Source organism: Flavobacterium sp. U410, assembly GCF_053570605.1.
Genome location: NZ_JBSEFI010000001.1, coordinates 40,973 through 60,484, shown reverse-complemented (window position 1 = coordinate 60,484; position 19,512 = coordinate 40,973). Strand labels below are relative to the sequence as shown.

16 protein-coding genes are annotated in these 19,512 nt (G+C 31.5%); 2 read left to right on the top strand and 14 right to left on the bottom strand.

All coding sequences use genetic code 11. From position 1 onward, the window contains the following. The 4 genes from ACUSJC_RS00230 to dnaK all read right to left on the bottom strand — a co-directional run bounded on the left by ACUSJC_RS00230 (position 1) and on the right by dnaK (position 4,337). Complete coding sequence (locus ACUSJC_RS00230; protein ID WP_449267540.1) at positions 1–951, bottom strand: NAD(P)H-dependent flavin oxidoreductase; 951 nt, start codon at positions 949–951, stop codon at positions 1–3. A 52-nt stretch (positions 952–1,003) separates the two neighbouring features. Continuing rightward, complete coding sequence (locus ACUSJC_RS00225) at positions 1,004–1,645, bottom strand: hypothetical protein (protein ID WP_449267539.1); 642 nt, start codon at positions 1,643–1,645, stop codon at positions 1,004–1,006. Between the two features lie 164 nt (positions 1,646–1,809). Then, a complete protein-coding gene (locus ACUSJC_RS00220) occupies positions 1,810–2,331 on the bottom strand; it encodes a hypothetical protein (RefSeq protein WP_449267538.1) in 522 nt (173 codons plus the stop codon). A gap of 113 nt (positions 2,332–2,444) precedes the next feature. Then, entirely contained in the window at positions 2,445–4,337 is a 1,893-nt protein-coding gene (gene dnaK / locus ACUSJC_RS00215; RefSeq protein WP_449267537.1) for a molecular chaperone DnaK, read from the bottom strand. Positions 4,338–4,567: 230 nt separating this feature from the next. Here dnaK and ACUSJC_RS00210 point away from each other — a divergent pair, with 230 nt between their 5' ends. Together ACUSJC_RS00210 and ACUSJC_RS00205 are read left to right on the top strand one after the other, a co-directional pair. Then, positions 4,568–5,857 (top strand): DEAD/DEAH box helicase, encoded by a 1,290-nt coding sequence (locus ACUSJC_RS00210; RefSeq protein WP_449267536.1) that lies wholly within the window; start codon positions 4,568–4,570, stop codon positions 5,855–5,857. Between the two features lie 87 nt (positions 5,858–5,944). Beyond that, entirely contained in the window at positions 5,945–7,360 is a 1,416-nt protein-coding gene (locus ACUSJC_RS00205) for an L-serine ammonia-lyase (protein ID WP_449267535.1), read from the top strand. On the opposite strand, the gene ACUSJC_RS00200 is transcribed toward ACUSJC_RS00205, so the two are convergent. From ACUSJC_RS00200 to ACUSJC_RS00155, 10 genes are all read right to left on the bottom strand, one after another. Next, positions 7,357–8,412, bottom strand: coding sequence for a porin (locus ACUSJC_RS00200; protein WP_449267534.1), 1,056 nt, complete (start codon positions 8,410–8,412; stop codon positions 7,357–7,359). The two genes, ACUSJC_RS00205 and ACUSJC_RS00200, sit on opposite strands and share 4 nt — an antisense overlap. After that, positions 8,384–9,736 carry a TrkH family potassium uptake protein gene (locus tag ACUSJC_RS00195; protein WP_449267533.1) on the bottom strand — a complete coding sequence of 451 codons (1,353 nt, stop codon included), beginning with the start codon at positions 9,734–9,736 and terminating at the stop codon, positions 8,384–8,386. Before ACUSJC_RS00195 ends, ACUSJC_RS00200 begins: the two co-directional genes overlap by 29 nt. 1 nt (position 9,737) lies before the next feature. Next, a complete protein-coding gene (locus ACUSJC_RS00190; protein WP_449267532.1) occupies positions 9,738–9,998 on the bottom strand; it encodes a hypothetical protein in 261 nt (86 codons plus the stop codon). Between the two features lie 13 nt (positions 9,999–10,011). Beyond that, positions 10,012–10,695, bottom strand: a complete 684-nt coding sequence (locus tag ACUSJC_RS00185; RefSeq protein ID WP_449267531.1) for a response regulator — start codon at positions 10,693–10,695, stop codon at positions 10,012–10,014. Further along, positions 10,688–11,758, bottom strand: coding sequence for a sensor histidine kinase (locus ACUSJC_RS00180; protein WP_449267530.1), 1,071 nt, complete (start codon positions 11,756–11,758; stop codon positions 10,688–10,690). The genes ACUSJC_RS00185 and ACUSJC_RS00180 overlap by 8 nt, the downstream gene beginning before the upstream one ends. 198 nt (positions 11,759–11,956) lie before the next feature. Next, positions 11,957–12,616, bottom strand: a complete 660-nt coding sequence (locus tag ACUSJC_RS00175; protein WP_449267529.1) for a response regulator — start codon at positions 12,614–12,616, stop codon at positions 11,957–11,959. After that, a complete protein-coding gene (locus tag ACUSJC_RS00170; RefSeq protein WP_449267528.1) occupies positions 12,616–13,353 on the bottom strand; it encodes a DUF6498-containing protein in 738 nt (245 codons plus the stop codon). The genes ACUSJC_RS00175 and ACUSJC_RS00170 overlap by 1 nt, the downstream gene beginning before the upstream one ends. Before the next feature lies 1 nt (position 13,354). After that, positions 13,355–15,442: an OmpA family protein gene (locus ACUSJC_RS00165; RefSeq protein ID WP_449267527.1), complete on the bottom strand. Its 2,088-nt coding sequence runs from the start codon at positions 15,440–15,442 to the stop codon at positions 13,355–13,357. A 67-nt stretch (positions 15,443–15,509) separates the two neighbouring features. Beyond that, a complete protein-coding gene (locus tag ACUSJC_RS00160) occupies positions 15,510–17,453 on the bottom strand; it encodes a tetratricopeptide repeat-containing sensor histidine kinase (RefSeq protein WP_449267526.1) in 1,944 nt (647 codons plus the stop codon). A gap of 75 nt (positions 17,454–17,528) precedes the next feature. Then, positions 17,529–19,469 carry a tetratricopeptide repeat-containing sensor histidine kinase gene (locus tag ACUSJC_RS00155; RefSeq protein ID WP_449267525.1) on the bottom strand — a complete coding sequence of 647 codons (1,941 nt, stop codon included), beginning with the start codon at positions 19,467–19,469 and terminating at the stop codon, positions 17,529–17,531. Positions 19,470–19,512 lie beyond the last annotated feature (43 nt).

The window sequence follows — 19,512 nt, the reverse complement described above, 5'->3', positions numbered from 1 at the left end:
TTATGCTATCAACTTTTGTACAATTTCTTTAACCGGAAGAATTGCTGTGGTGCTTTCTATACTTGGCCCGGCAACCCAAACCGTTTTGTAGGTTACTTCTTTTGCGGCCTTTTCAGTAGCTTTCATTCCAATATAAAAACGGAACATTTTTACCCACTTTTTAAGCTTTTTATTCTTGTTTAAAATACGTTCTATCCAAGGTTGTTTTGTCCCTACTTTTTGAACATACGGTGTATTAATTACAGTACAAGGTGTTCCCGAAATACGCTCAGTCATTACAATATCATTAGCACCATAATCAACACAAGCTTGTTTGTATTCTTGCGAAACGCCCGATTCTTCCGAAGCAATAAACAAACTTCCTACTGAAACTCCAACGGCTCCATAAGTCAACATTTTATCCATATCCGCTTTGCTCGAAACTCCACCAGCAGAAATTACCGGAATACTCGTATTGTCATTTAACAACTTAATCAATGCTTCCGGATCTATATTCCCACGGTGTCCACCAGCCTGATTATTTACGGCAATAATAGCATCGGCACCAAGACTTTCTACTTTTTTTGCATAAGCCAAATCAGTTACGTCGCACAACACTTTTACGCCTGCTTTATGTGCTTCTTTTATGGTTTCTTCCGGACTTCCTAATGAAGTAACAATAAAGTCGACTTTAGCATCGCAAAGCATTTTTAGTTGCTCTTTGTACTTAACATTGGATTTATTTACAATAAGGTTAAAACCAAAGCTCCCTCCTTCTACTTTAGCAGCTTTGAGTTCGTCTATTGCCACTTGAAGCTCTTCCAAAGTTCTGTAATTCAGTGCCGGAATACAGCCTGCAATACCACATTTCATTCCTTCAATGACCATTTTAGTATTGGATACTAAAAACATAGGCGCCATTAAAACGGGATGTTTAATGTTTAAAATATGGGTTAATGATTGTTTGTTCATTTTTTATTTATTTTACTCAAATATATAAAAAAATAGTATGCATGCATACTATTTAACGTTTTTTAGCTTTGGTATTTGCTTTAGAAACGGAAGGTGCACTCACTTTTTTACTTTCGTATTGATCTGTTTCTGCATTATATACAAAATGAGCTTGTTGTGCTTTTGAATACAAGGTTACGTCTCCATTCGTTAATAATGTAAATAACGAACCTTCTAAAGTTTTTCGTTCTACATCCTGTGAGGCTGTTTTATTGACATCTAAAAATACTTTTTCTTTTATTTGAGTTGATTTCTCTGTATTGGTAAATAATTGTTTTTTCGTTTGCGGATTCCAAACTTGATTTTCAGTAATTGCAGCTATTTCTGTTTTATTTTTATCTGTTGTTGTATTGTTTTCTTTCCAACTAATGAGATACATTTTTTGAGCACCAATAAAGAAGTTCTTTACGTTAAATTCCTCTGGTTTAAAATTTTTATCGATAGATTCTTTTAGAACTAAGGTATCTGTACTTTGTTCATTTTTAGCAAACAGAACAAACTTTCGTACTTTTTTAATCGTCGTTATTTCGGCAGATAAATTTTCAAAAGTGGCTACTACAACATTTTTTTCTACTTTTTTAACTGTTGCTTTTTTCTTTTGAGCTACAGCAAATTGAAGCGTGACAAGACATGTTAAAAGGAGAAGTTTTTTCATTAGATTGGAGATTAAGGTTTGTCCAATTTAGTAAAAAAACTCACAAGAAAAACATTCGTTATAAAAAGTATTTGTTATGTTAAAATAAAAAAATAATCTATAAAAATTTATATTATTTCCTTAATTATTTAATTTAAAATAATTAGCTTATTGTAAATTATTTATTATTCTATTTCTGTAACTGTATATTCAATGTTATTGAATTGACCTTCAGTTATTTCAATGATATAAGGCACTAAAACACCATCAACTGTAATATCTTCTCCGTCAACTGAAGTTAAATACGCTGAAAAAGTTGCAGAAATTTTATTAGCAACACCATCGCAGAAATTTACGTTATATAAAGAGCTGTCAGGATAATGATATAAATTAGTTTGACCACTTACTTTATAATAAATAAAAAATTCAGAATAGTCAAGAGAAGAATATATATTTGCAAAATCATAATCTCCATTTGAAAAAGAATTATCATTAGAATTATATTCATCAATTAATTTTAAATTAAATTTATAATTATCATTTTCTGCTTCAATAAATAATGTTTGCCTATCTATAGATTGTGATTTATACATAAAAGCCTGTGTAACAGTAGCAGTTACATTTTCTCCATTTATTTTTAAACTTATAGTTTGATTACTTGAAGAACTATCATCATTACTACAAGCAAATGATAATAAGGTTAACATTACGAGGACAATAATTTTTTTCATTATAAGTTGTAATTTTAAGATTAATACGATACGAAAATAAAAAAAGTCAGACAAATAGTCTGACTTTCAAATAAGTTATTTTATACAATTTATTTTACTTCTTCGAAATCAACATCTTGTGTTTGATCTCCTGCATCAGCATTCCCTTGTGGTTGTGCTTCTTGAGCTCCACCTTGATCTGCTTGTGCTTTGTACATTTCTTCAGAAGCATTTTTCCAAGCTTCATTGATTTTATCTAAAGCAGGCTGAATAGTCGCTACATCTTTAGTTTCGTAAGCTTTTTTCAAATCTTCTAAAGCGGCATTGATTGCTGATTTATTTCCTTCAGATAATTTATCGCCAAACTCACCTAATTGTTTTTCAGTCTGGAAAATCATACTGTCTGCTTCATTTAATTTTGCTACTTTTTCCATAGCTGCTTTATCTGCTTCAGCATTCATTTCAGCTTCTTTTTTCATTTTCTCGATTTCTTCCGGAGTCAATCCTGAAGAAGCTTCAATACGAATGTCGTGTGACTTACCTGTTCCTTTATCCGTTGCTGAAACTTTGATGATACCATTAGCATCAATATCAAACGTTACTTCAATTTGAGGCACGCCTCTTTGTGCAGGCGGAATTCCGTCTAAGTGGAAACGTCCAATTGTTTTATTATCAGTCGCCATTGGTCTTTCACCTTGTAACACGTGGATTTCTACTGATGGCTGATTATCTGCCGCTGTAGAGAACACTTGTGATTTTTTAGTTGGAATCGTTGTATTCGCTTCAATCAGCTTAGTCATTACACCACCCATAGTTTCAATACCTAATGAAAGCGGAGTTACGTCTAACAACAATACATCTTTTACATCACCTGTTAATACACCACCTTGGATAGCAGCACCAATTGCCACAACCTCATCCGGGTTCACTCCTTTTGAAGGTTTTTTACCAAAGAATTTTTCTACTTCTTCTTGAATTACAGGAATACGAGTAGAACCACCTACTAAAATTACTTCATCAATATCAGATGTTGACAAACCAGCATCTTTTAAAGCTTTAGCAACCGGATCCATTGAACGTTTTACTAAATCATGTGCTAATTGCTCAAATTTAGAACGTGTTAATGTTTGCACCAAGTGTTTAGGTCCTGAAGCTGTTGCTGTTACATAAGGTAAGTTAATTTCTGTTTGTGCAGAAGATGATAACTCAATTTTAGCTTTTTCAGCAGCTTCTTTTAAACGTTGTAATGCCATTGGGTCTTTACGTAAATCAACACCTTCAGCAGCATTAAATTCGTTTGCTAACCAATCGATGATTACTTGGTCGAAGTCATCACCACCTAAGTGCGTATCACCATTAGTTGATAATACTTCGAAAACCCCGTCACCCAATTCTAAGATAGAGATATCAAATGTACCACCACCTAAATCGTATACTGCAATTTTTTGATCTTTTCCTGCTTTATCCAAACCATACGCTAACGCTGCAGCTGTTGGTTCGTTAATAATACGCATTACTTCTAAACCTGCAATTTGTCCCGCTTCTTTAGTCGCTTGACGTTGTGCATCGTTAAAATATGCCGGAACTGTAATAACTGCTTTATCAACAGTAGTTCCTAAATAATCTTCGGCTGTTTTTTTCATTTTTTGAAGTGTCATAGCCGACAATTCTTGTGGTGTATATAAACGACCATCAATATCAACTCTTGGTGTATCGTTATCTCCTTTCACCACTTTGTACGCTACATTTCCAGCTTCTTTTTGGCTTTCTGAAAATTTATTTCCCATAAAACGCTTAATAGAAGCAATAGTCTTAGTTGGGTTTGTTACCGCCTGACGTTTAGCCGGATCCCCTACTTTAATTTCACCACCTTCAACAAAAGCAATTACTGACGGTGTAGTTCTTTTCCCCTCTGCATTTGCAATTACTACCGGTTCTCCACCTTCCATAACCGCCACACAAGAGTTGGTTGTACCTAAATCGATACCAATAATTTTACTCATAATATATTCTCCTTTTTAGTTCAATTTGATTGTTCCTCTACGAGTGAACAGTGATAAACACGCTTTCTATTAGTCAAGTTTTGTGCCAATGCCAAAAAGTTTTCCTTTCCTTCCTTTTTTGTCAGAAATACCACTTTTTATCTGACAACATGACATTTTTACTGTCAAATCACAGCGATTCACTGTCATTGTGAATATATCACTATCTTTGCCGAAAGAAACGATATAAGATGCAATTTTCAGATTTAAACTTACACCGCAGTTTACTAGAAGCTATTAAAGACAAAGGATACGATACTCCTACTCAAATTCAGCAACAAGCCATTCCTGAAATTTTAGAAGGAAACGATATTGTGGGTTGTGCTCAAACCGGTACGGGTAAAACAGCAGCATTTGCTATTCCTATTTTAGAAGTTTTGCATCCTATAGTAGGTTCGGCTAAGAAAAGAAAATTTATCCGTACGGTTGTGGTTACTCCTACCCGCGAGTTAGCGATGCAAATTCAGGCTAATTTTGACGAATATGGAAAATACATGACCACTCGCAGTTTGGTATTATTTGGTGGTGTAAACCAAAATCCGCAAGTTGACGCTTTGAAAGAAGGTGTTGATATTGTGATTACTACTCCGGGACGTTTTCTGGATTTGTACAAACAAGGATTCATCAGTTTGGATCAAATGCATCATTTAGTAATTGACGAAGCTGATTTAATGCTAGACATGGGCTTTATTAATGATGTCAAGAAAATTGCCAAATTAGCTCCTGAAAACAGACAAACGCTTTTATTTTCGGCTACCATGCCATTTGAAATTCGCGTATTAGCTGATTCCTTCTTAAAAAATCCGAAATACATTATTGTTGATCCGGTTACGAGTACTTCAAACAATATTAAACAATCGGTTTATTTTGTTGAAAAGGAAGATAAGAAAAAATTGTTGGCTCATATTATTACCGAAGATAACATAGAACAAGCCATTGTTTTTGTTCGTACCAAACACGGAGCTGATAATGTAGTTAAATATTTAGAAAAACAGAATATTTCGGCTGTAGCCATTCATGGCGACAAATCGCAATCAGCTCGAATTAAAGCCTTGGAACAATTTAAAAACAAAGACGTCAAATTTTTAATTGCTACTGATATTGCCGCTCGCGGTATCGATATTGAACAGTTACCAATAGTAATCAATTATGATTTGCCTAATGTTCCGGAAACTTACATTCACCGAATCGGAAGAACCGGTAGAGCACAAAATGACGGAAAATCGATTTCTTTTTGCGGAAAAGATGAAAAAACGTATTGGCAAGATATTACTAAACTAACGCAAGCTAAAATTAAAGAAATCAGCGATCATCCATTTCCATGGAAAGATAATCAATCTCAAAGTTCAAAATCAAACGACAATTCCCCAAAAAAGGATTTTAGAAATAAAAACAGCTCAAAATCAAATAAATCGAATTCTAAAAATTCAAATTCGAGAAAATCAGACAATTCAAAGAAAAACAAAAAACGTTGGTATTAATTTATTTTTTGTTAAAAATTAATACTTTATTTTACAGAATAATCAATTGTCTATCTTTGCAGCGAAAAATTATTTATATAATAAGATATGGAGTGTATTTCTGTTTTTGACATGCTTAAAATTGGGATTGGCCCATCAAGTTCACACACTTTAGGTCCGTGGAGAGCTGCTGAACGTTTTCTGGCAGCATTACGTAAAGAAAAAAGTATCGATCTCATCAACAGAATACAAATAGACTTATATGGTTCGCTTTCTTTGACCGGAAAAGGTCACGCTACCGATTTAGCAATTATGCTAGGGTTAAGTGGTGCTGATCCCGAATATATTCCGGTAGAAAGTATTGATGTGATTATTTCGGCCATCAAAAATAAACATGAAATTTTCTTGGGTAACGAAATCATTATTCCTTTTAATCCGGATACTGATATTGTTTTTAATAGAGACTTCCTTCCTTTTCACGCCAATGGATTAACTTTTACGGCCTATTTTGAAAATGGAGAATTCTCGGCTACATATTACTCTATTGGTGGTGGTTTTGTAGTTACCGAAGACGAAAATAACAAAAATGAGGAAATAAAATGTGCTTTCCCTTTTCCTGTAGACAAAGCCAGTGATCTTTTAACTTTTTGCGAACAAGAAAACAAAAGCATTTCCGAAATTGTTTATGCCAATGAATGTTCGATGCAAACTGAAGCTTTTATTCATACCGAATTGCTTCGCATTTGGGACACCATGCTAGAATGTATGTATATTGGTTGTCACACGGAAGGTATTTTACCGGGCGGACTCAATGTAAGACGTCGTGCTTATGATATGCATAAAAACCTAATCGGTGTTTTACCGTATGACAATCCGCATTCTTGGTTGCAAATTATTCGTCAAACCGAAGTTAAGTTCAGACAAATCTTAAAATGGGTTTCTTGTTTTGCTTTGGCTGTTAACGAAGTTAATGCTTCTTTAGGAAGAGTGGTTACGGCTCCTACCAACGGAAGTTCAGGTGTAATTCCTGCGGTTTTAATGTATTATCTGGTTATTGAAAACCACAAAGCTAATGAAGATCAAATCAAGCAATTTTTATTAGTAGCAGGAGAAATCGGTTCTATTTTCAAAAAAGGCGCTACCATTTCAGCAGCTATGGGTGGTTGTCAAGCGGAAATTGGTGTTTCGAGTGCCATGGCAGCCGGAGCTTTGTGCGAAGTTATGGGCGGAACTCCAGAACAGGTTTTAATGGCTGCTGAAATTGCTATGGAACATCACTTAGGTTTAACCTGCGATCCAATTGGCGGATTGGTTCAAATACCTTGTATTGAGCGAAATACTATGGGAGCTATCAAAGCTATTAACGCAGCCGAACTAGCTTTAGAAACGGATGCTAAACATGCAAAAGTTCCGTTAGACAAAGTGGTAAATACTATGTGGGAAACGGCTAAAGACATGAATTCCAAATACAAAGAAACTTCGGAAGGCGGATTAGCTGTTGGGGTAAATTTGACCGATTGTTAAAACTCAAAACTCAGACTTGTTGTAACAAAAAAATTATTGGTTTTATCATCAACAAAAATTGCTTTTTCTGAATCCAAATAACGAGCTTCAACTCTTATTTTTACTTTTGAATTAGGCAGATAATCAAAATTTATTGAGGTTCCTGATGTTTTAAATGGATTTGAGCCGGCTATTATCACATTGTTTTTATCCTGATAATATTCTAATCGAATAGCTGTTTGCCATTTCGAATTAATTGAATATTGTGTAATTAAAACCGGACTCATCCAGTACAGATAATTGTTCCCAACCGAGTTTTCTTGAATACCAATATCAAATCCTAAAATTGTCCTCCAGTTAGAACTCCATTGATTATCCCAATACAAATTACTAAAATAACGCATTCCTAATTGGGTTCCATAATATTCTTTACCGATAAAAGTACTCCAGTTAACTGTTGTATGTATTGTGGGTGTGTATACAATTTGTGATCCTACCGCCGGTGCCTGCTTTTTATTTTGTTTGCTTATTCTTTGCCAGCCATTGGTCACTAATCCTGAAAAAGACCAACGATCTGATGGCTTGTAATTGTATTTCGCGCCCGTCATAAAGTAAGGTGAATTTTCAGCCAAAAGTGAACGGGTCAAAGTTAAATTAGCTGCTGATGTTGCTGATTCAAATCCGATATAACTTGGCATTATTCCAACTTCTATTGATGATCTCTTAGTATCATTCAGATACAATCCTATAAAAGCTTCACTTAATAATTTTATATCTTCCGAAGCGTAATTATCTTCCACATAAGTTCCTGCGTGTAAAGCAATAGAAGCATATACATTTCCATATTCTAACCGAGTACGAATAATTCCGTTATTCACATTAAACTCGTTATGTCTATTATAATTGTACATAAACGGAAGTTTAACTTCATTATTAGGATTTTCAAAATCGTATGCATAATAGGTTTCTAAAAATCCGGAAATTTTAATTTTTAAAGAATCCTTTTCCTGGGCATTTCCTAAAAAAGTTAAAAACAACATTATGCTATACAGCCAAATCTGTTTCTTTCTCATTTTTTTCATGTTGTTTTTTTGCTAAAATGGCTAGTCCAAAAGTTATAACTCCTACTCTTCCGATAAACATGATAAATATTAAAATTATTTTACCGAAAACCGATAAACTTCCTGTAATTCCCATACTTAAACCTACTGTTCCTATAGCAGAAGTTGCTTCAAAAAGTAGTTTTTCTAATGACTGACTTTCTGTAAAGCTTAACAAAAATACGCTAAAAAATAAAATTGCTGTATAGAAAATAAAAGTAGACACGGCCATTTCTAATCGATCGGTTGGAATTTTTTTTCCTAAATAAGTTACTTTCTTTTGGTTTCTCACTTTACTTTTGACAATGGCTATTACAGCGGTTAACGTGGTAATCTTCATACCTCCTCCTGTACTTGACGGCGCAGCACCGACATACATTAAGAAAATAATAGTCAGCAAAACACTTAATGCTAAATTATTCATTGGAATGGAATTATAACCCGCTGTTGAAATGGCATTAACCGTTTGAAATGTAGCTATTTCTAATCGTTCTAAAATAGGATATTGTTGTATAGAACTTTCGGTGATAAAAGTGATTGCCGTTGCTATAAATAAAACGCCAAAGAAAGATAATGAAATCATTTTTGTCGTAAAGGAAATGGTTTGAACTCTTTTTGTAAAATAATACCAAATGTCTGTTACCACAATAAATCCCAATCCGCCGGCTATGGATAAAAAAATAACAATTCCGTTTAAAAAAGTATTTGTGGCATACGCTTCGAAACTTGTATTGTACAAACTAAATCCTGCCGTACAAAAAGAGGAAACACTATGAAAAATACTAGTCCAAATAGTAAAAAAAGTATTTGAATGAATTGGTTTAAAAGCAATATAAAATAAAATTGCTCCAATAATTTCAACAGTAAATGTAAACACAATAACTGATTTTAAGAAATCCTGAATTTTAAATTCTTTTGGCATCGTAAATTCATTATGTAAAATTTTTTTATGCCAATGTGTAATTTGCTTAGTGGTAGAAAGCAGAATATAAGTCGTTAAAGTCATATATCCTATTCCTCCTATCTGTATTAAAGTCAGAATTATAAATTGTCCAAAAAGTGTGTAATTATCAAAAGTACTTACAGTTACTAATCCTGTGGTGGAAAGAGCTGATGTTGAGGTAAATAATGTATCAATGCAACTTGTTGATATTTTTTGGGAAAAAGGCAACGAAAGAAAAAACCAACCTAATATCATGTAAAGGAAGAACCCAAAAAACAAGCTTTGTTGTGGATTTAAACGCAAATGAAATTTAAGATATTCACGTCTTAGGGTTTGAAATAAAGTTTTAGGCATTTTATTTTTGAATTTTAAATTTGTAATAGTTTTTAATAAAATGAGAAGCATAGAACATTCCCAACTTTTCAGCTACTAAACATAAATCGTTAAGTTGATTCTCTAAAGCGTCCTCACGCTGCGGGCATTGATTGATCTTGATAAATTCACGAAGCCAATAATCTGAATTTGAACAATGTTGTGATGGATGAATTGCATGTTGTAAGGACAAAACATCATCTCTGCTTGGCACATTATCTGTGTTGCTATCTGAATTTTCCATGTGTAATGATGTGTTATATCAGAATGAATCGATAACCAATTCCGCTTTCGGTAAGAATCATTTCCGGATGATTGGCATCTTTCTCTATTTTCTTTCTCAATTGTGCTATAAATACTCGTAGATACTGAGTTTGGTCACTATAATTTTTTCCCCAAATCTCTTTCAATAAATATTGATGTGTCAATACTTTTCCTTCGTTTTTTGCTAAAATAGCCAGTAGATTAAACTCTGTTTGAGTCAATTTAACTTCTTCATCAGTTACTTTCACAATTCGTGCAACTAGATCAATTGAAAAATGAGTTGATTTTATAATAGGATCTGAAGTTTCTTTTATATGAGTTCTTATATGAGAACGCACTCTTGCTAATAATTCCTGTGTTCTGAAAGGTTTTACCAAATAATCGTTTGCTCCGTTATCTAAAGCTTTTACTATTTCTAACTCTTCGTTTTTAACCGACAAAATCATGATAGGATTAAAAAACCATTCGCGTAATTGTTTTAAGACTTGTTGTCCGTCAATATCCGGTAACCCTAGATCCAACATAATTAAATCGGGTTGAAATGTTGCTGCAAAACGAATACCTTCCAATCCATTTTCAGCTAGTTTTACATTAAAATCATTTGTGCTTAAAGTAATTTCTAAAAGCTTTCTGATTTGAGCTTCATCATCTATTACTAAAATTTGACTCTTATTCATTCTCAATCGAATTAAATTTAGACATTTCAGTTTTCATTTTGATCGTAAATTTTGCTCCTCCTTCTACTCTATTTTCTAAAGTGATTGTTCCCTGTTGTGCTTCAACAAAACCTTTTACAATAGATAAACCTAAACCTGATCCTCCGGAACGCGTGTTTTTAAGTCTATAAAATTTATCAAATACTAAAGCTATTTCGTCTTCCGGAAAACCTTTTCCTTCATCTAAAATTATGATTTGCAAGATATCATCAACCAACGACAAGTCGACTGTTATTGTACTCTTTTCGGGCGTATATATTATGGCGTTATTTAATAGGTTATAAATGATGTGTTCTGTCAGTCCATAATCCAGTTTAAAAAGCGGAAGATTTTCGGAAGAAATAACTATTATTTTTTGCGAATAGGACTTTGTTTTTAAAGTTCTTATCACTTCATAAACAATCTCATTAATATCTAACCAATCCTTTTTAGGAATAATAACACCTGACTCTAATCGGGACATATTGAGCAAATTCTCTACTTGATTATTCAATCGTAAAGATGCAATCGAAATTTCTTCCAGTAGTTTTTCCTTTTGATTTTGGGACATGACTGTATTGCTTTGTAGTGCATCTGTTGAACCTATAATGGTTGCTATAGGCGTTTTTAATTCGTGAGACAAACTATCTAAAAGCGTATTATATAGTTTAATCGACTTTAATTTTGACTCTTTTTCATGGGCAATTCGTTCAATCTGTCTGATCTTAAAGGTTAAAACAGCGTTTATCAATGCAATTATAAAATACATAATAAACATAAACGTATCTTCTGCATTTTCGATATGAAATGTAAAATAAGGTTTAATAAAAAAGAAATTCCAGATCAATGCACTTAAAACAGACGCAATTACTGTTGGGACAATTCTGAAAAACATGGCTACAAAAGAAACGGTAACCAAAAGAACAAAGGCAATGACTTTGTATCCGATTAATTCTTGAAATACAAAACAGGCAAAAGAAACCAGTAATACCAGTAGTATGCTTGAAATGTATTGATTTTTAGTATTTGGTACTCTATTAAACATGTTTTTAAAACCTTATCATTTACAGTACAAAGATAAAGTGAGTTTTGTAAATAGAATATAAATGAAATACTTAGATATATAAAGATTTTATAAAGATCTCTTCTTTTCAAAGGGGTATTTGTCTTCAATAGTTGTATGATAATACTTTCTTCCTTTTATAAAAAGTATCATCATTGTGAATTGTCTACATTACATGGTTTAAATCAGATTATTCTTTTTAGCTTTTTGAATAGCCTCTAATTTAGAATGTACCTGAAGTTTACTGTAAATATTTTCGATATGTTTTCTAACTGTTGAAGGCGATAAAAATAGATTTTCGGCAATAATGGTATAACTTAATCCTTTACTTAGTTGTTCTAATACATCTATTTCTCTAGCCGAAAGTTTTATTTCTTCGGTTTCATTTGTGTTTTCTTCTGATTGAAACGGATTTCGTAATAATTTTAACGTTTTCATGGCAATTGATGGCGTCATAGCTGCACCACCGCTTAATGTTTCTTGAATTCCTTGATATAAGGAATTAGGATCAACATCTTTTAATAAATAGCCGTCGGCTCCCGCTTTAATTGCGTTAAAAATATTTTCATCGTTATCAAAAACCGTTAGCATGATAATCTTGATTTGTGGATAACGTTGTTTGATTTCTAAAGTTGCATCAATTCCGTTCATTATGGGCATTTCAATATCCATAAGAATAATGTCAAGATTTTTATCTTGTTCTAATTTTTGAAGAACTTCTTTCCCGTTATTTGCAGAATACTTGAATTGAATATCCTCAAAAAATGATAATTTTTCTTTAATTGCATTAATTAAAAAACTGTTATCATCAACTATTACTATTTTTATAGACTTACTCATTACTCTTCGGTTACCATTTTTAAAAATTGAATTACTTTTTCTTCTTCAAGTCTTTTATCATTATTCTTTTTATAGTCTTTCATAATAAGATTTACTGCTTTTCGAAAGACTGCTTCATCATTTTTAATCTTTGCTAAATATAGATCTACTCCGGTTCGAATTAGTATTAAAACAATGGCTACAGCATAGCCTCCATTTTCAAAAACAATAAAAAATCCCGGAACAATGGCTACAAATTGTTGGATAACTATTCTTACATAAGGTTGAAACATATACAAACTAATTTCAACATCTTGATAGCGTTTATTTTTATAAAAATAAAACCAATATTTAAATATATGAGAAAATAGCATTAAAACCAAAGCTACCTGAACTCCTTCTATTTTCAAAACCGTTAAAAAATTTAAAGCACCTAAACTATCTGAAATTCGATCATCACCCATTGACAGAAAAACGAAGAAAAAAGTGGTTTGAATGAAAACAAAGAAACCGTAGTGAACTAAAAAAAACAGGGTTAATCCAATACCTTTTCCTTTATCATTCTTCATTTTGTCGGAAAGAAATGTAATGGTTAGCATCTTTATTCCATGAAAAATTCCGATAATAATTGTTTCTAACGCATAAACAATTACAAATTCTGTTGCACTTAACTTTCCTATAAGGATTAAAACAATGTAGAATAAAGCTGTTAACCAAACGTTCTTGTTTTCTAAAGTAAATAAATCTTTTAATTTCATTTTATAACTCAATAATTACAAATTCTACTCTTCTATTTAGTTGTTTTCCTTCTTCAGTTTCGTTTGTAGCAATAAATTTAGTTTCTCCGTAACCTTTTGCTGTTAAACGGTCTTTGCTAATTCCTTTAGCAATTAAATATTGCATAACTGCATTTGCTCTGTTGTTAGAAAGTGTCATATTATTAACATCGGAACCTACTGCATCTGTATGACCTGTAATTTCAATTGTAAGTTTTTGATTTTCTTTTAATACTTTGTATAATCTATCTAATTCGGCATTTGATTCCGGTAATAGATCATATTTTCCGGAGTCGAAGAAAATATTATTTAAACGAATAGTTTGTCCTTTTTCAATTGGATTTAAATACAAATCGACTACTACTTCTTTATAATCTGTTAAAGATGAAACATCTACATTTTCAGTCACTGAGTAGTAACCTTCTTTTTGAGCCATAAAACTGTAACGTTGTCCGTAAGGAAGTACAATACTATAAGCTCCAGTTGTAGGATCAGAAATTGCTGTTCCTAATTCTTTATTGGTTAAAAGATTATTGTAAACTATTGGTGCTGATAATACCTTTCTCGTTTTACTATCAAAAACTTTCCCTTTAATTAAAACTACAGGATCTTGTTTTACGGTATTATCAATTTCCCAAATATCCATTTCTTTTCCAATATATGCCTTGTCTCCTTTTGCTGATAAAAAAATACTTAGTTCCGTTTTATCAGAATTTATAACATTACCTAGATTTTTAGGTTTTGACCAATTTTGCCAAGTATCGTCTAAGCGTTTAGAAACAAACAAATCATAATCACCATAACCGGGATGCCCCTTTGAAGCAAAATAAAGTGTTTTACCATCTGATGCTAGAAACGGATTGGTTTCGTCTTCAAAAGAGTTTACAGTATTTCCTAAGTTTTTTGGTTTAGACCAAACACCTTCTTCATTTAAAAAACTTACGTATAAATCTGTTTTCCCTTCTCCTTCATCTGTACGTTCAACTGACATTATTAAATATTTGTTGTCATTTGCCAAAAAATAACCTACATACTTGTTTACATTTTGAAAATTTTGAATTTCAACATCTTTAGGAATTTCCCATCCATTTTCTGTTCTATTTGATATAGACAATCCTTTCCCTTTTGGACTAACACCATCAGAACTATATTTATTTCCTAAAAGTAGTGTATTATTATCTGGAGAAACTGAAATAACAAAGTTATAATCCTTATTATTTAATGGTCTTCCTATATTTTCTGCGGGTTTCCAATTTCCATTTTTATCTTTCTCAGAATACCAAATATCATCTTTGTTCGTTTCAATATTTAATTCACAATCTTTTCTGACAAAATAAAGTGCTTTACCATCTGCTGAAATTACTGGATTAGTTTCTTCAAACTCTTCAGTTGAAATTGTAATTGGCAATTTTTTCATTTTTAAATTTGGGTTGAAAGAATTGACTACATCTAATGAAAATGGGTATTCTTTAACTGTAAACTCATCTACAGCAATTTTCATATTCGCATCTAAAATAAATCCAACTTTTGAGCCATAATAACGATTCCATTGTTCCTGATACACAAGGGTTTTATTAACAAAAATTTTTAAAATATTTGCTCTTTTTTGAACTAAAATAATATTTGATTTTTTCTTTTTATTTATTTCCTTTAGTTCTTTCCAATCAACATATTTATTAATTACTGCTCCTCCAAAACGCATTTCATATAGTTGAACTTTTTGTTCGTTGTTAAAATTAACAACATCATAGTATTTATGATTATTGTAGCATGACCACACTAAACCAAATGAAGATTTATCATTTTTTGTATCTAATAGCGTTATTGTGGCTTCTACATCAAAATCGACTTCATCTGGTGTTTCTACAATTTTTTTTAATAACCATTTCGTTTGGGTTTCACTGTTATTCTCTATTATAAGTTTACCATTTTTTACATACGCCGAAAAATCTTCTTCCTTTAAACTCCAATTGTTATTATCATTATCAAAAGTATCGTGATGAATTGTTTCTTGGGCCGACAAAGTGTTGACCAATACTACCAATAAGAAAAGTAATTTTAACTTTTGCATAATTCTATGTTTAGAAAACAAAAATGCTAGAATTACTAATTAAATTCAATACGACAAATGCCCTATTTTAATACATCAACGAAACGGTAGTTCCTGATGAATTAGATTCAATTTTTAATTCACAATTACTCTCTAACGCTCTCTTTTTGATAGAATTTAAACCATTACCGAATGAGCTATTTTCAATATCAAAACCGTTTCCGTTATCTTTGACAATTACTTCAATTTGTTGATTTACTTTGCTCACAACTACTTCAATTTTTGTAGCTTTTGCATGCTTAATGGCATTGTTTACACTTTCTTGAATGATGCGGTAAATATTCATGCCGTCTTTTGAGTTGAACGAAGTTTCTTTTGGTAAATGACACGTAAATTCGAACGAAATGCCTTGTAGAGAAACTTTTGCTTGTTCGATAAAATTAGAAATTCGGGTTTTGAAATCTTCTACTAGAATTTCATTCTTATTCATCGCCCAAATGGTATCGCGTAGTTCGGTTATGGTTTCTTTGGTAAACTGACTGATGTTGGATAATTTTTGAACTACTTTTTCTTCGCCATTGGTTAAAAACATTTTTAAACTATCAATAGATGAAATAATGAAAGTTAATTGAGCCCCGATATTATCGTGCAAATCTCTTGAAATGGCCAAACGTTGTTCTTGTAATCTATTATTACTTTCAATTTTCAATAAGGCTTCCGAGAGTTCTTTCTCTTTTTGTAACTGCTTGTTTTTAAACTTTTGTTGGCTTAAAAACAACCATGATATTAATAAAATACTCAATATTACAAACCCTGAAATCAACAATAAATTATTCTTATTTTTTATGCGAAGTTCTCGTTCGGCAACCTTAACTTTTTCTTGGGCCAAATCTTTTTCTTTTTTTTCCGTTTCGTATTTCACTTCTAGTTCTTGAAACGATTTAGCACTTTCTTCTTTAAATTTTTCGGTAGTTTTTTTATAGAATTCTGCATTATAAAACGATCCTTTTTCGATATTTCCAATCAAATAATATGCTTCGGCTAACGATTTGTAAACCTCAACTTCATATTCTTTGTTTTCGCTTGAAAGTTCTAGTTCGCTTAAACACAATTCACCATATAGAATCGCTTCTTTAGGTTGTTTTATATTTACATAAACAGCAGCCAAATTACTATACAAATGAACTTTTTCTTTGGAATTAAGCGGTACTTCTTTTGGGCGATGTAACGATTGTAAAAATAAATCGAGAGCTTTTTTATAATTTTCCTCTTTATATTCAATGGAAGCCAAACCTTCTATTGCGGTATAATATTCATTACCCGGATTGATTTGCTTAGCCAGAACAATTGATTCTTCGAAAGATACTTTTGCTTTTTGCATTTGATCTAACTCCTTGTAGCAAATTCCTAAATTATTGTAGCTATGAATTTGAGCCGAAATATACTTCCTTTTCTTTCTTAATTCCAGTGCTTTTAAATGATAGGTTATGGCTTTATCAAACAGATGCATTTCTTGATAAATTAGACCAATATTATTGTAGTTTGCATCTAAATTTCCTCTTTTTTCTTCGGGAATTTTTTGGTTCACTTTTATCGATTCGAAGTAATATTGAAGTGCTTTTTCGAAGTTACCTTGGTTCCAATTGTACATTCCTAAATTATTGAGCGTATGTTCTTCGTGCACTAAAAACTGATGTTTTTTACTGTATTCCAGAGATTTTTCAAAAAAGTATTTAGCAGAATCCGAATTTCCGTTTACATCATAATAAATTCCTTTAATCCCTAAAACGGAATTATAGCCAAACTTTTGATTGGTAGCCAATGCAATTTTTTCGGAAGTATCGAGTAATTCTTTCGCTTTTACTTTATCGCTAAAAAGATATTTCCAAACAATTTGATTGTATACTGCTACTTTAGTCGAATCGTTTTTAGTTGTATGGATAATTTGGTACAAACTATCGATTTTAGCTTGTTGGGCAAAACCAAAAACCATTGAAAAAACAGCGAATAATAAAACTTTAAACTTCAGCATCAACTTTCTTAAAATAATGTTAAACGAGGTTAAAGTAGTTATTTTTAGTCAACCAATCAACCTTGAAAACGAAATTTATAACCATTCTGATTTTAAATTAATCTTGATACTTGTTCCGTTTTCATTGGAAACCATATCAATATTCGCATGTAACTCGGTCGCTCTTTTATGAATAGAATTTAATCCGTTTCCGTTTTCTACTTCTTGAATATTAAAACCGCTTCCGTTATCTCTTATTTCGACTAAAATTCTTTTGTTTACTTCTTGAATTGAAACTTCAATTTTAGAAGCATTTCCATGTTTTATAGCATTATTTACACTTTCTTGAATGATGCGATAAATATTCATTCCGTCACGTGACGAAAACGGTTTTAAGTCGGTTGAATTTAAATTACTTACAAAATTAAATTGGGTTCCGATTAACGATATTTTGGCATTTTCAATAAAGTTTGAAATTCGGGTTTCTAAATCTTCAACTGTAATTTCTTCTTTGTTCATAGCCCAAATGGTATCGCGAAGTTCTACAATAGTTTCGCGAGTAAACGAACTTATTTTGGTTAACTTCTCATCCACTTTCGGATTTTGATTTCCCAGCGCAAATTTTAAATTATCGATAGATGAAATAATAAATGTGAGTTGGGAACCAATGTTATCATGCAAGTCTCTGGAAATTTGCAAACGTTGTTCTTGTAATTTATTTTGAGTTTCAATTTTCAACAAAGCATCTTGTAACTCGCGTTCTTTGATGAGTTGAAGGGTTTTCATTTTTTGTTTGCTATAAAGAAAATAACCTAGAAGTACACTTAATAATAACAACGAAATGACACTAATTATAATGGTGTTTTTCTCGGCTATTTTGGCTTTTTGGACTAAAATTTCTCTTTCTTTTTTCTCGGTTTGATATTTAACTTCTATTTCTTGAGATGCTTTTAAAGTTTCGTCTTTGTAGATAGTACTTAATATTTCAACATACTTTTTATGATAAAAATTTAAACTATCAGTATTCTTTTCGGATGCATAAATAAATGATAATCCTAAATAGATTTCCTTCAATTTATCTTTTGCATTATTACGCTCAAATACATTTTTTACATTTAAATATCTTTTTTTGGCTTCAAAATAATTTCCAATTCTTAATTCATTATTAGCTAAAGTTAATTTAGAACTTTCTAAATCTGCATCTAACCCCATTTTTTCACGAATTTCAATTGACTTTTCTATAAACTCTGATGCTAAATCAAACTTATTTTGAGCCGTGTAAATATTCGCCATATTATTATAAGTAGCTGCTAAAGTGGAATAATTGTTTGATTGCTCAGCATAATCAATTGCTTTATTAAACGATTGTAAAGCATTAATTGTATCTTTTAAACTTAATTGAATATTTCCAAGGTTCATTGTTGAATTTGACAACAACAAAAACTGTTTTGTATTCTTATAATATTTTAGAGGTTTACTTAAATATTTTAATGCTTTGGAATAATTTCCCATTGAAAAATATGTCGACGAAATATTAGATTCAAGGTTCATAAAAACTGCACTATCACCAACTTTTTCATAATACTTATTTGCTTTAAAATAATAATACATTGTACTATCATATTTACTCATTTTGTTATAAGCATTTCCTTTCTTAAAGTATAAAGATGCCATACCTGCTTCGTCATTTAAAAGTTTTCTCAACTTTAACCCCTCATCTACAAGTAATAATGATTTTTTATAATCGCCCTTTACAAAGTAAACTGTTGCCAAATCGTTATAAGACTGAGCAATTAATGCTTGATTTTTAGTACTTTTTGAAAGATTCAAAGATTTCTCTCCATAAAACTTTGCTGAATCAATGTTAACTTGCACATAATACCAAGCTAAATCGGCTGATAATTTAGCTTTTAATTCCGTTTTTGATTCTCGTTGAAATTTTAGTTTAGTTTCGGAAATAATATCTTCGATTGATTGAGAAAATACTTCATTTGAAAAAAATAAAACCGTTAAAAGCAATATTCTTAAAACTTTCATAAGCCACCTTTATTTGTCATGTAAAAGTATCTTACATGAAAAG